This window comes from Pseudomonas sp. GM49 (genome assembly GCF_000282355.1).
Lineage (GTDB): Bacteria > Pseudomonadota > Gammaproteobacteria > Pseudomonadales > Pseudomonadaceae > Aquipseudomonas.
Map to the genome: position 1 here is coordinate 1 of NZ_AKJL01000103.1, position 12660 is coordinate 12660.

Below are 12660 nucleotides of genomic sequence, written 5' to 3' on the forward strand. Positions count from 1 at the left end.
GGGGCGGTGCGGCGGCCGACAAGCCCCCTCGCCACAAACAGCCAACTCACTTTCGGCGACAGGCTATGGCCGTTCATCCGAGAATTCGCCTCCACCCAATAAAAACATATTTTTATGCCTATATTGATATTGTCGAACGTTCCCACTTTCAGAGGGTGCCGTCATGAACGTCGAGATTCATTAGAAACTGAACTCGGTTCATTAAAAGCTGAATTATGCCAAACCAGTTTCACTCGAGCGACAAACTTGTCGTTAATAGCTCGGTGTGTGCTGCCTCATCGCTGTTCGGCTCAGTTAACCGATTTGATGCTTTGTTTTTATTTGTCCAATTCACGGGTGCAATGATGAACAATAAAATCGCAATCTACCTGCTCCTCGCCTTACTTGCCCTTCCAGCCTGGAGTAACGCCGCTCCATCGCCCGCGTCCACGGATGCCGACTCGCCTGCAGTGACCACGCGCCTGGCGCTGCGGGATCTATGGGTCGAGCATATTTTTTGGATCCGCGACTATTCGCTGGCCAACCAGTCCGGCGATCAGAAACAAGCCAAGGTCGCGGCCTATCAGGTGGTCGATAACGCCACCAAGATTGCCAACAGCATCGCCCCGCTCTACGGCCAACCGGCGGCGGATCAATTGCTCAAGCTGCTTGCCGGTCATTGGGGCGCGGTGAAACACTACAGTGACGCCACCGTCGCGAAAGACGCGAAAGGCAAGCAGGCTGCGGTCACCGAATTGACCAGCAATGCCAAGGCGATTGCGGCTTTCCTGGCCACCGCCAACCCCAATCTGCCTGAAGCCACACTGGTCAACATGTTGTCAGCCCATGGCGGTCACCACATTGCCCAGATCGATGAGTTTGCCGCGCACGATTACACCGACGAAGCCCGCACCTGGGCGATGATGCGCACGCACATCCTGGCGTTGGCCGACGCGTTGACCGGCGCGCTAGTCAAGCAATTCCCGGACAAGTTCTGATACCGCGCGAGGGCACACCATGCTGGAAGGACTGGGCCGAACACAGCAGGACCTGCTTAATGCACTGCTGCACCATGGGGGCGGCATGAGCATTGACGAGTTGGCTGAACATCTGGCCGTCACGCGCACGGCGATCCGCCAACATCTGGCGGCGCTGGAGCGTGACGGTCTGGTGCTGCGCGGCGACACCCGTCCGACGGGCCGTCGTCCGGAGCAGCTGTATCGGCTCACCGATCACGCGCGGGAGCAGTTCCCTCGCCACTATCAGCTACTGGCCAGCATATTGATTGATGAAGTCGCCGCCATCATCGGCCCCGAAGCCCTGGCCTCGCTGATGCGCAGCATGGGCCGCAAGCTGGCTTCTGACCTGGAACAACAGGTCGTGGATGAAGCCAGGATCGTGCAGCACATGAACCAGACGGGCTACGAAGCCGAGGTGTTTTTTCGCTCAGGCGGCACCCCGGAAATCGTCGCCCATAACTGCGTGTTCCATCGCCTGGCCGCCGAGCACCCGGTGGTCTGCGAACTGGACCTGGCCTTGATCGGCACACTGGGCGGCGGTGAAGTCGAGCACAGCGAATGCATGGTGCGCGGCGGGCATGTCTGTCGCTTCAGGCTGCGACCGACAGAAAGCCCGGAGCCGCCACTCGGAGACTGACCCTAAAGATCGACCATCTGCATGTTCGCTTTGAGAAACCCCATCAACTCGGCTGCCGCCGGCGACAGGCTGTGCCCCTTACGGCACAGGATGCCGATCTGGCGTTCCACCCGTGGTTCAGAAAGCGGCAGGAACGCCAGTTTCTCATTGCCCTGCGGGAACGCCAGGGACGGCAGCGTCGTGATACCGATGCCCTCTTCCAGCATCGCGATCAGCGAAATCATGTTGGAGACGAACAGCAGACTGCTGTCCAGCAACCCCGCCGCGTCCGTGCCTGCGAGCAAGCGCGAGGTGCCATTGCGCACCAGCGGGTAGGCTTGCAGGCTCGACCAATGCAAGGCCTCGCCGTTCGCCACCAATGGATGATCGTGGCGGCAGACCACTCCCACCCGATCACTCAGGATCGGCACGAACTCAATGTTTTCGTCCGCAGTCCACACGCTGCTGATCGCAAAGTCCACCTGCCCCTGGACCAACAACTGCTGGACACTGTCGGCGTTGCCATCCTGCATGCTGATCTGCATTTTCGGGTGCTCGCTGACAAACCGTGCGAGCAGATGCGGCAACAACCGACTGGCCACCGAAGGCACCGTAGCGATGCTCACCTGACCGATTTCATGCCGCGCCAGCAAGCTGACTTCGCGGGCGATGCGGTCGTGATGCGCGAGCAAATCCTGGAACAGCGGCAAGCAGTGCTCACCGAATGGCGTCAGTTCGGTTTTGCCACCCTTTTCGAACAGCGGCTGGCCGAGCTTCTGCTCCAGCTCGCGCACGGCCAGGGACAGTGCCGGTTGCGTGCGATATGCCTGCTTCGCCGCGCCGTGAAAGCTTTTCAACTGGGCAACCAGGACGAAATAGCGCAGTTGGGTAATCTTCAGCTCGGGCAGCACGGTTAGTTTTCCTTATCGTTTCATATTTATTATTAATTTTTATTTGCAGACTAATACTCTCAAGATGGAGCCAACGCAATCGGAGGTTCCCATGGCACTGCAACCCTGCAAAAACTACATCGGCGGTAACTGGTGCGAAGGCCAAGGTGTCATCGCCAACCACAGCCCTTCGGATGTACAAGACCTCATTGGCCATTACCATCAGGCCAGCACCGAACAGACGCTGGATGCCATCGCCGCCGCCCGCGACGCCCAGCCACAATGGGCCCTCAGTGGCCTGGAACAGCGCCAGCACGTGTTGATGGCCATCGGCAACGAGTTGATGGCGCGCAAGGAAGAGCTCGGCGAACTGCTCTCCCGGGAAGAAGGCAAGCCGCTGGCCGAGGGCATCGGCGAGGTCAATCGCTCCGCGCAGTTCTTTCACTACTACGCCGCTGAAGTGCTGCGTCAGATGGGCGAGACAGCCGCCTCGGTACGTCCCGGCATCGAGATCGAAGTCCAGCGTGAACCGGTGGGCGTAGTCGGCATCATAACGCCATGGAATTTCCCCATGGCCACCGCCGCGTGGAAGATTGCACCGGCCCTGGCCTTCGGCAACGCAGTCGTGTTCAAACCGGCCAACCTGGTGCCGGCCAGCGCCTGGGCCCTGACTGAAATCATCAGCCGTCAGACCTTGCCCGCCGGCACCTTCAACCTGGTCATGGGCAGCGGCGCTGTGGTCGGCGAAAGCCTGATCCAGTCCGCCGACATCGACGCGTTGACCTTCACCGGTTCCCTGCAAACCGGTCGCCGCGTCGCGGTCGCCACCGCCAGCAATCTGGTGCGTTGCCAACTGGAAATGGGCAGCAAGAACGCCTTGGTGGTGCTCGATGACGCCGACCTCGACATTGCCGTGGAATGCGCGTTGAACGGCGCCTTCTTCGGCACCGGGCAAAAGTGCACGGCCTCTTCGCGATTGATCGTCTGCGACGGCATCCATGACCGTTTCGTCGAAGCACTGGTGGCGCGCATGCGTCAGTTGAAAGTCGGCCATGCCCTCGGACAAGGAGTGCAGATCGGCCCGGTGGCCGAAGCCCGGCAACTGGAACAGAACCTCCATTACCTGCAACTGGCCGAAGACGAAGGCGCGACCCTGGTCGAGGGCGGCGAATTGCTGAACCTGCAACCGGCCGGGCACTACATGCGCCCCGCCCTGTTCATCAACAGTCACAACAACATGCGCATCAACCGCGAGGAAGTCTTCGGGCCGATTGCCTGTGTGATCCGGGTCAACGATTACGAAGAAGCCCTCGCCGTGTTGAACGACACCGAATACGGCCTCACCGCCGGAATCATCACCCAGTCGCTGCGTCATGCCAGCGACTTCAAGCGCCGGGCCCGCACCGGTTGCGTCATGGTCAATCTGCCCACCGCTGGCACCGATTACCACGTGCCGTTCGGCGGCCGCAAAGCCTCCAGCTTCGGGCCACGCGAGCAAGGGCAATACGCCCGCGAGTTCTACACGGTGGTCAAGACCACCTACGTGCGACCTTGAACGGGAGATCAGCATGCACGACTTATTGATGATCGACGGCCTGCAATATTCCCACTGGAACGAAGAGATCTTTCGCCAGATGCAGGAAGGTGGCCTGAGCGCGGTACACGCCACCATCGCCTACCACGAGAACGCCCGGGAAACCCTGTCGCGAATCGGCGAGTGGAACCGCCGCTTCGAAACCTGGCCGCAGCTGATTCGTCCGGTACGCGAGGCTTCGGACATTCGTCTGGCGCATCAGGAAGGCCGCGTCGGGATTTTCTTCGGCTTCCAGAACTGCTCGCCGATTGAAGACGACATCAGCCTGGTGGAGGTTTTCCGCCAGCTCGGTGTGCTGATCATGCAGCTCACCTACAACAACCAGAGCCTGCTGGCCAGCGGTTGCTACGAGACCGAAGACAATGGCATCAGCCGTTTCGGCCGCCAGGTGATTCGCGAGATGAACCGCGTCGGCATGCTGATCGACATGTCCCACAGCGCCGAGCGCAGCACCCTGGAAGCCATCGAGCTGTCGAGCCGGCCGGTGATCGTCTCCCACGCCAACCCGTCGAGCTTCCACGCGGCCAAGCGCAACAAATCCAACGCGGTGTTGCGCGGTATCGCCGAGTCCGGTGGCCTGCTGGGCTTCAGCACTTACCCGTTCCACCTCAAGGGTGCGTCGGGCTGCACCCTGGAATCCTTCTGCGACATGGTCGCCAGCACCGCGGAATTGATGGGCGTCGAACACATCGGCATCGGCACCGACCTGTGCCAGCAACAACCCCTGCAAGTGCTCGAATGGATGCGCAACGGGCGCTGGAGCAAAGACAAGGATTACGGCGAAGGATCAAAGGACAACGCCAACTGGCCGGCACCGCTGCAATGGTTCCGCGACAGCCGGGATTTCCCGGTGATCGCCCAGGGCCTGCGCGACCGTGGCTTCGCCGAGGACGAGGTACGCAACATCATGGGACTCAACTGGCTGCGCCTGCTGGAAAACGCTACGACGGCGCAAAACTGACTCTTGATCGACACCGTGAGGACAGCATGAAAAATAACAACAATAGCCTCCCGTTCATCTCCCCGACCGGCGATGCACAGCCCCAGGCGCGTATTTTGGAGGCATCATGAAAACATCCGACACCCTGCAAGCCGACGTCCAGCCACTGGACCTTGCACCGCAGAAAAAAGACATCGACTGGCCGCTGTTCCTCATTAGTGGCGGCTTCCTCGGCGCCTTCCTGATCGCGGCACTGGTCGACATCGATGGCGTGTCGCTGCTGGTGAACACGCTGTTCGCCTGGTCGACGAAGTTCTTCGGGTTGTACTGGCAGATCCTGATGCTCGCGACCTTTGCCATGAGCCTGATCATCTGCTTCAGCAAGTGCGGGCGCGTCAGACTGGGCGGCGTTGATCAGCGGCCCGACTCCAGCACCTTCAACTGGATCGCCGTGATCATGTGCGCCCTGCTCGCCGGCGGCGGTGCCTTCTGGGCGGCAGCGGAACCGATGATGCACTTCGCCAGCCCACCACCGTTGTTCGCCGGGGTGCAACCGTACACCGAAGCCGCCGCACACGCTGCGCTCGCGCAATCGTTCGTGCACTGGGGCTTCCTGGCCTGGGCAGTGCTGGGCAGCCTGCTGGCCATCGTGCTGATGCATTTGCATTACGACAAAGGCTTGCCACTGGCACCGCGCACCTTGCTCTATCCCTTGTTCGGCGAACGCGCGCTCAAGGGACCGATCGGCACCCTGGCAGACGCCACCTCGATCATCGCCGTCGTCGCCGGCACCATCGGCCCGATCGGTTTCCTCGGCCTGCAGATCAGCAGCGCGTTGCACTCGGTCTGGGGCATTCCCAATGACCTGGTGGTGCAATCCATCACCATCGTGCTGGTCACGGTGATGTACACCACGTCCTGCCTGGTTGGGCTCAAAGGCATCCGATTCGTCAGTGAGATCAACGTCTGGCTGATGATTGGCCTGGCGGTGTTCATGGTGCTGCTCGGGCCCACCGCGTTCATTCTCGGCGGCTTTCCCACCGCGTTTGCCTTGCACCTTGAACAGTTCATTCCAATGACCCTGTTCCGCGCCGATCCGAAATGGCTCGACTGGTGGACGGTGTTCTACTGGGGCTGGTTCATTGGCTACGCGCCAATGGTTGCCCTGTATGTGGCGAAGATTTCCCGTGGCCGGACCATCCGCGAAGTGATCATGACCCTGTCGATCATCGCCCCGCTGGTGACCATGTTCTGGTTCACCGTGGTCGGTGGCGCCGGCATCGGCATGGAGCTGCAGACGCCGGGCATCGTCACTGCCCACGGCGCGCAGCCCGAAGACCTGCTGCTGGGCGTCACCCAGAACCTGCCCCTGGGTGGCCTGATCTCGGCGCTGTTCCTGTTCCTGAGCTTCATTTCCGTGGCCACCAACGGCGATGCAATGGCGTTCACCGTGGCGATGGCCATGTCCAGCAATGACAAGCCGAAACAATGGCTGCGTGCCTTCTGGGCCATCGGCATGGGCCTGGCCGCCGTGGTGTTGATCACCATTGGTTCGGGTGGGGTCACGGCGCTGCAATCCTTTATCGTAATCACCGCCGTACCGGTTTCACTGCTGATTCTGCCGTCGCTCTGGGATGCACTGCGCATCGCCCGGCAGATGGCTCGCGAACAGGCAGTCTGATGATGAACAGTTCAGGAATCGCAATGATGTCGCACACCGACACAGACACCTCTTCGGCCTTGCGGCCCGCCGCCCGGGTCATGGACCTGGAGCGGCTGGGCAGCCACTTTCAGAGCCGCTTGAGTTTCGTGCGCAGCAGCATGCGGCGGATGATGAACGAGCAGTGGCGCATCCAGCGCACTTGCTTCGATCTGGACGCTGAGGGCTTCGGGACGGCGATCTACCGCATCGACACCGCCAGCGCTCACTATCACTGCGTGATTTTCTCGATGTACCTGCCTCCGGAAAAACGCAGCGACCGGGTAATTGCCGATCAATGGGACGTCAGTTTTGTCCTGCTTGCCGGTGATGTCGACGTACAGCAATTGGCCGACCTGCGACGCAATGTGCCGCTACAGGAAGCCGGACGTTTTGATTCGCGAGTGCTGGTGCTGTCACGGGCCAACCGCAGCCTGCGCAACTTCGAGCGATTCCTTGAAGCGCTGGCCGAAGGCTGTCAGCCAGACCCACGGCAACTGGCTGAGGTCGGCTACCTGTATCGCACCACCGCAGTGTACGGCAACGGCAAGTTCGGCATCGCCGACTTCAGTTGCCTGCAAGGCACTGCGGACTTCACACAACCGTTCAGCGCACAAATGTTTACCGTGTACCTGTTGCGGCATTTCAGCATCGAGCAGATCGAGCACATGGCCCGGGCGCGCAACCCACAGCGGGCAGTGGGTCTGGATCCCGCCCTGCAGCGTTACCTTGGGGTCGGCAATTCCACGGGGTTGGGCATGGCGCCGTTCCTGATCAATCACCCGCAATTGGTCAACCAATGGGTGTGGGCCAGGGAGACCGCACTGGCACAAGTGGTGGCGCAAGCGGCCGACTTGCCTCATACCCAGCGCTTTCAGGCGTTGCTGCAACGGGCCCGTCAGCACTTGCAGCAAACCAGCACCGAGGACCAACGGCAAAGCGGTATCGACCAGCAGACGCTGGTCGATCTCGAACAACTGGCCGAGTGGTTCACGGGCCAGTCCGTCAACGCGGGTTTGTGGTCGCGGCTGCAAGCCTGGGCCGAAGTGAATGTCGGCGCGGGTTGCCAGGAGCTGCTGGTCAGCCTGCTGCTGGAGTTGTACCCCGAACAGGTCGATCCGCTGGCGGAGCAGATGTCGGTCAACGAGGGGTTTCGCCTGAACGCCGGGATGCCGCTGGATGAGCTGTGCGACCTCATCGAGACAGAGTACCGCTGGGCGTTCGAGTACGACTTGAGCGGTGCCGAGGCCAACCACTTTTTCTGGTATCGCTCGGCGGAAAAGGAAGAACCACGCCTGGGTGAACGGGCCATGGAGCCAGGTGCCGAGAAAGAAATGCAGTTGGGGATTGCGCACAACATTCAACGTTGTCATCGCGCCCTGCTTGCCTACCGCGAGCAACACCCACGGCAATTGACCGCACACTTTCTACTGGCACTGCCGCAGTTCAAAGGCACTGTCTGCCGCCTGCAAGGCATGGCCCGCTGCGCCTTCGGGGAGATCCGCGCCAACCTGATGGACCGCAGCATGCTGCCGATCCACTTGCTGCGCTGCAAACTGGCGTTCTTCGGCGCCGGCAAGTTCGATCCCAAGTCCAGCCGTTGGGTGCGCATCACCTTGTTTCAGGGAGCACCGCTGGTCAGCGAGATCGGCCAGCCGTTCCCCGACGACTGGAATTTTGCCGTCATGCCTGAACTGACCAACGCTGCCGGAGCACTCTGAAATGCGTGTATCGCTCAATGAAATCCAGGTGATCTGCCGCAAGGCCTTCGAAGGCATCGGTTTTGCACCCGGTGATTGCGACGACGCCGCCGAGATGATCGCCAGGCTGCAACAGCAAGGGCTCGATGGTATCGGTGCGCTGAAAAAGGCGTTGGACTTCCTTCACGATGAAGTCGATCGCCCCATCGAAACCTGCTACGAAGATGCCACGCAACTGACACTCGATGCCCATGGCCAGAGCGTGTTGCGCTGTGCCGCCCTGGCCATCGAACTGGGGGTGAGCAAGGCCTTGCGCGGTGGCAGTGCGCTGATCCGCGTCCGCCATTGTCACAACCGCATTCTGCTGCTGGGCTACCTGGCGCGCTGTGCCGGACAAGGTCTGAATTTTTGTGTGTACTGGCGCGATGCCCGGCAAGAACTGGTGGCCACCTTCAGCGCCGGCCACACCAGCCCGGCCTTGCGAGTGTATGACCTGCCGCAACCAGCGCAGGACGACGAGCAAAGCATCAACGTGCTGATTTCCCGGCACTTCGCGCTGCTGCCACGCCTTAGTGCCGAAGACGCGGCCCCGACGTTTGAACACAGTCAACCGACACCCGCGGGCGGGCTTCAGGTCAATGATGAAATCTGGGCCCAGTTGAAGAAACTGGGTGAACGGGTGCTGGTGGAAAGCACCGAAGAGTCCCGTCGCCGTGGAGCCGGCGAAGGCAGCGACGCCCGGTAAAACCCTCAAACCCGCATCAGGAAGCATCAATGAAACAGGCAATCAAGACCGACCTCTTTGCCTCGCGTGCGCCATTGGAATGGGCGGTTGTCGGCAACGGCACGCTGTACACCGCGCAAATCCCCATCGACCGCCAGGGCCAGGTGGTGAACGGCGGCATCGAAGCGCAAACCCGGCAGACCCTGGACAACCTGCGCCACACCCTGCAAGCCGCCGGCAGCTCGCTGGACGCGGTCACTCAAGTGCTGATCTACGTGACCGACCGCAGCTACCTGGCAACCGTGAATGCGGTCTACGCCGAATACTTCCAGGCGCCCTACCCTAACCGCGCCGCCATGGTGGTGGCAGGGCTGGCCCGGGAAGAAATGCTGGTGGAACTGGTGGTGTACGCCTGCATGGACTGATCCGGCCCGACCCACGGCTTCTGTAGGAGCGAGCTTGCTCCGGGCGGCGATCCGACGATGGGAGCTAACGATAACGCGCGCTTCCTGATTCAACGCGTTGCGTTTGAGTCCATCGCGAGCTAGCTCGCTCCTACAGAGGTCCGCGTTGCCGGCCGGTTTTCAATACCCTTCGTCGGACATTTGGTTCCGACAATAAACAGGTTCACGTCCGCCGTGAACCTTGTCCCAAGACGCCAGTCATACCCGAGCATTTTTCCCCTCCTATCGTCGTCATCTCATCCGAGTTGTCCGTCCATGCGCCAAACTGTCGTTGCCTTGCGCTTTTCTTCGCTGTGCCTGTTTTCCCTGCTCCCCGTTTTTGCCAGCCCCGCCCACGCCGATGGGCAACGGCAACTGGTGGACGCCATCAACGACTATCGTGCTCATCCGCAACGCTGCGACCGGCGGCCGACGCAACGCTTATCACCCCTGACGCTCAAATCGAACCTGGCCCTGCCCGTTGGCTATGGCGGTGGGTTGCGGGACCGGTTAAAGGCTTCCGGCTATCAGGCCACAATGGTGCGGTCGATCCGTGTGGTGGGTGCGCGGGATGCCGAAGAGGCCTTTGATATGTTCCAGGACGAGCATTGCGCCGCACTGCTCGACAACCAATACGCCGACATCGGCGTCAGCCGCGCCGGGAGTGAGTGGCAAGTGGTGCTGGCGCGGCCGGTGCTCGACGGGCAAACCGGCGATCCACGCAGCGCCGGCCAGGCGTTGCTGGCGCAGGTCAACGCGGCCCGGGCAAAACCGCGCCTGTGTGGTCGCCAGCGTTTCGCCGCCGCGCGGCCGCTGACCTGGAACGCCTCCCTCGGCGCCGCAGCCCAGGGCCATAGCAAGGCCATGGCCTATGGCAACTATTTCGCCCACCAGGACCCCGACGGCGACATGCCCTACGACCGCGCCAGGGCCGCTGGTTACCGTGGCCGGCAGATCGGTGAAAACATCGCCGCCGGGCAAGGTTCACCGAGCAAGGCCATGGCCGGCTGGCTCGCCAGCCCCGGGCACTGCGCCAACCTGATGAACCCGATGTTCACCCAGGTCGGTGCCGCGTACGCCGCCAACGCGCGCAGCGACAACGGTGTTTACTGGACGATGCTGTTTGGCGCGCCCTGAACCACTGGCCAGACCGACTTTGCGGGCATTAAAAAGCCCGCACTGGGCGGGCTCGTGGATGAATGTAAGTAGGTGGCCGGTGCTGGTCTCCGGCTTACAAGGTTTATCAGGCCTCCCACAAAAGAGTCGTGAAACTGTAATGGAACTCTTCTGCTTCACACGGCATAAGGGCTGGATCCCAGCGCGGGGATCTTTCTAACCGTGTACCCTTCGGAACGCGCCCCACGTCTCCTTGCTATCCTTTTGCGCATCAGTCTGCGTCTTCACCTACAAGGTTGAGGATAGCAAAACAGGCACAGTTGCCAACCGGGCTTTTAGACCGATTTCGACCAGCAGAAAACACGGCAGGAAACAAAAATACTATCGACAAGGAGATGACATTACATGGATGAATTTCACCAAGGCAGTTGCCTCTGCGGCGCCATCAAATATGGCTTGTCGACCGAGCTGAAAGCCGTCACCCATTGCCATTGCAGCCAATGCCGAAAGAGCCATGGGGCTGCGTTTGCGACCTACGCGAGCGCACCCGCCTCGGCGCTGTCGATCATGACCGGCACAGATTCGTTGCAGGCGTTTGAATCGTCCAAAGGTGTCACGCGGCAGTTCTGTTCCCGCTGCGGATCTTCGCTGTTCTGGACTGACTCGACAGGCGCGTTTTCCGAGTGGGTTTCGATTGCCCTCGGCTCGCTGGATACGCCGCTACGAACACGCAAGCAAAAACATGTTTGTGTCGGCTCGAAAGCGGATTGGTACGAGATCAACGATCAGCATCCACAAACCGTCTGAGTCGTGGGAGCGAGCGTACTCGCGATGAGGCCAGCACATTCAACATTGATATCGGCTGACCCACCGCTATCGCGAGCAGGCTCACTCCCACACAGGTTACACCCGGCAATCCGTGCGTCATGCAGGCCGACGCACCACCCTCACCTTGCCGCTATCGCCGCCACTGCAGAACAACCGCTCGCCGCCATCGGACTCCAGCCCCGACACGCCGACGCCTTCCGGCATCTTGAGGCTCTCCAGTACTTCACCGGTTTGCGAGTCGATGCGACGTAACTCACTCTCGTCGCCCTCCCAGGTGCCATGCCACAGCGAACCTTGCACCCAGGTCACGCCGGTGACGAAACGGTTGGATTCGATGGTGCGCAGGATCTTGCCGGTCTCGGGGTCGATCTGGTGAATCTTGCGTTCGCGGTACTGGCCCACCCACAACGTTCCTTCGGCCCAGGTAAGGCCCGAATCGGTGCCTGCGCCGGGGGCGGGGATCGTCGAGAGGATGCGGCCGGTGCGGGGGTCGATTTTGTCGATGCGGTCTTCGGCGATCTGGAACAGATGTTCTCCATCGAACGCGGTGCCGGCATGGGCAGCGACATCGATCGAGCTCAGCACCTTGCCGCTTTCCGGATCCAGGGCGTTGATTTTGCTGTTGCTCGCGAACCAGACCTTTTCGCCGTCCCAGGTGACGCCGCACACATGGTCGACATCGGCAAACGGGCCATATTCACGAATGATTTCAGCAGTTGAGTGTTTCATCTGGCATTCCTCGATGTGGGTTGGTGGCGTTCATCCTAGCCACCCGGCAGCGGTGCCGGGAGTAACAAGGTCGTCGCGAATCCCGGCACGGGCGGTGTCATCCAGCGCCGCGCGCGACCACGGCCAAACCACTGCACCTTGCCCTGCGCCGCCAGCGTATCGAGCGCCCGTTGCACTGTGCGCTGGCTGGTACCCAGCGCCAGTGCCAGGGCGGAACTCGACCACGTCTCGCCATCGGCAAGGCAGGCAAATACCGCGGCAAATTTTTCCTCGACCGGTTGCGCCAGTGTCACCACCTGCGTACACACCGGCGTTTGCAGGGCATAACCGCGTGCCGTCGCGATGACGCCGGCCAACGGCTCGAGTGCTTTACGCAGCCTGCC

12 protein-coding genes and 1 pseudogene are annotated in these 12660 nt (G+C 61.2%); 10 read left to right on the plus strand and 3 right to left on the minus strand.

Annotation, left to right across the window (positions count from 1 at the left end):
• The first annotated feature begins 344 nt into the window (after positions 1 to 344).
• On the plus strand, positions 345 to 977 hold the full coding sequence (locus PMI29_RS18930; protein ID WP_033052231.1) for a hypothetical protein: 633 nt from the start codon (positions 345 to 347) through the stop codon (positions 975 to 977).
• A gap of 19 nt (positions 978 to 996) precedes the next feature.
• Positions 997 to 1635 carry a helix-turn-helix transcriptional regulator gene (locus tag PMI29_RS18925; RefSeq protein WP_007996604.1) on the plus strand — a complete coding sequence of 213 codons (639 nt, stop codon included), beginning with the start codon at positions 997 to 999 and terminating at the stop codon, positions 1633 to 1635.
• A 2-nt stretch (positions 1636 to 1637) separates the two neighbouring features.
• On the opposite strand, the gene PMI29_RS18920 is transcribed toward PMI29_RS18925, so the two are convergent.
• A complete protein-coding gene (locus PMI29_RS18920; RefSeq protein WP_007996606.1) occupies positions 1638 to 2525 on the minus strand; it encodes a LysR family transcriptional regulator in 888 nt (295 codons plus the stop codon).
• A gap of 91 nt (positions 2526 to 2616) precedes the next feature.
• Here PMI29_RS18920 and PMI29_RS18915 point away from each other — a divergent pair, with 91 nt between their 5' ends.
• From PMI29_RS18915 to PMI29_RS18880, 8 genes are all read left to right on the plus strand, one after another.
• Positions 2617 to 4059, plus strand: coding sequence for an aldehyde dehydrogenase family protein (locus PMI29_RS18915; protein WP_007996607.1), 1443 nt, complete (start codon positions 2617 to 2619; stop codon positions 4057 to 4059).
• 13 nt (positions 4060 to 4072) lie between these two features.
• Positions 4073 to 5059, plus strand: coding sequence for a dipeptidase (locus tag PMI29_RS18910; protein ID WP_007996609.1), 987 nt, complete (start codon positions 4073 to 4075; stop codon positions 5057 to 5059).
• Positions 5060 to 5165: 106 nt separating this feature from the next.
• Positions 5166 to 6719 carry a BCCT family transporter gene (locus tag PMI29_RS18905; RefSeq protein WP_007996611.1) on the plus strand — a complete coding sequence of 518 codons (1554 nt, stop codon included), beginning with the start codon at positions 5166 to 5168 and terminating at the stop codon, positions 6717 to 6719.
• Positions 6720 to 6742: 23 nt separating this feature from the next.
• Positions 6743 to 8458 (plus strand): hypothetical protein, encoded by a 1716-nt coding sequence (locus tag PMI29_RS18900; RefSeq protein WP_007996613.1) that lies wholly within the window; start codon positions 6743 to 6745, stop codon positions 8456 to 8458.
• Between the two features lies 1 nt (position 8459).
• A complete protein-coding gene (locus tag PMI29_RS18895; RefSeq protein WP_007996615.1) occupies positions 8460 to 9182 on the plus strand; it encodes a DUF3726 domain-containing protein in 723 nt (240 codons plus the stop codon).
• 29 nt (positions 9183 to 9211) lie between these two features.
• The gene (locus PMI29_RS18890) at positions 9212 to 9586 is read left to right on the plus strand and encodes a RidA family protein (protein ID WP_007996616.1); all 375 of its coding nucleotides are present in this window, start codon (positions 9212 to 9214) and stop codon (positions 9584 to 9586) included.
• A 294-nt stretch (positions 9587 to 9880) separates the two neighbouring features.
• A complete protein-coding gene (locus PMI29_RS18885; protein ID WP_007996618.1) occupies positions 9881 to 10741 on the plus strand; it encodes a CAP domain-containing protein in 861 nt (286 codons plus the stop codon).
• A gap of 384 nt (positions 10742 to 11125) precedes the next feature.
• Entirely contained in the window at positions 11126 to 11527 is a 402-nt protein-coding gene (locus PMI29_RS18880; RefSeq protein ID WP_007996619.1) for a GFA family protein, read from the plus strand.
• A gap of 117 nt (positions 11528 to 11644) precedes the next feature.
• Here PMI29_RS18880 and PMI29_RS18875 read toward each other — a convergent pair whose 3' ends face one another.
• Positions 11645 to 12277 (minus strand): Vgb family protein, encoded by a 633-nt coding sequence (locus PMI29_RS18875; protein ID WP_007996620.1) that lies wholly within the window; start codon positions 12275 to 12277, stop codon positions 11645 to 11647.
• Positions 12278 to 12312: 35 nt separating this feature from the next.
• Positions 12313 to 12660 (minus strand): annotated as a pseudogene (locus tag PMI29_RS18870) (helix-turn-helix domain-containing protein); the annotation flags it as partial.

Coding starts and splice junctions, on each gene's coding strand:
- PMI29_RS18890 (WP_007996616.1), top strand. CDS start 9,212: ATGAAACAGGCAATCAAGACCGACCTCTTTGCCTCGCGTGCGCCATTG.
- PMI29_RS18900 (WP_007996613.1), top strand. CDS start 6,743: ATGATGTCGCACACCGACACAGACACCTCTTCGGCCTTGCGGCCCGCC.
- PMI29_RS18925 (WP_007996604.1), top strand. CDS start 997: ATGCTGGAAGGACTGGGCCGAACACAGCAGGACCTGCTTAATGCACTG.
- PMI29_RS18930 (WP_033052231.1), top strand. CDS start 345: ATGAACAATAAAATCGCAATCTACCTGCTCCTCGCCTTACTTGCCCTT.
- PMI29_RS18880 (WP_007996619.1), top strand. CDS start 11,126: ATGGATGAATTTCACCAAGGCAGTTGCCTCTGCGGCGCCATCAAATAT.
- PMI29_RS18895 (WP_007996615.1), top strand. CDS start 8,460: ATGCGTGTATCGCTCAATGAAATCCAGGTGATCTGCCGCAAGGCCTTC.
- PMI29_RS18905 (WP_007996611.1), top strand. CDS start 5,166: ATGAAAACATCCGACACCCTGCAAGCCGACGTCCAGCCACTGGACCTT.
- PMI29_RS18910 (WP_007996609.1), top strand. CDS start 4,073: ATGCACGACTTATTGATGATCGACGGCCTGCAATATTCCCACTGGAAC.
- PMI29_RS18915 (WP_007996607.1), top strand. CDS start 2,617: ATGGCACTGCAACCCTGCAAAAACTACATCGGCGGTAACTGGTGCGAA.
- PMI29_RS18885 (WP_007996618.1), top strand. CDS start 9,881: ATGCGCCAAACTGTCGTTGCCTTGCGCTTTTCTTCGCTGTGCCTGTTT.
- PMI29_RS18875 (WP_007996620.1), bottom strand. CDS start 12,277: ATGAAACACTCAACTGCTGAAATCATTCGTGAATATGGCCCGTTTGCC.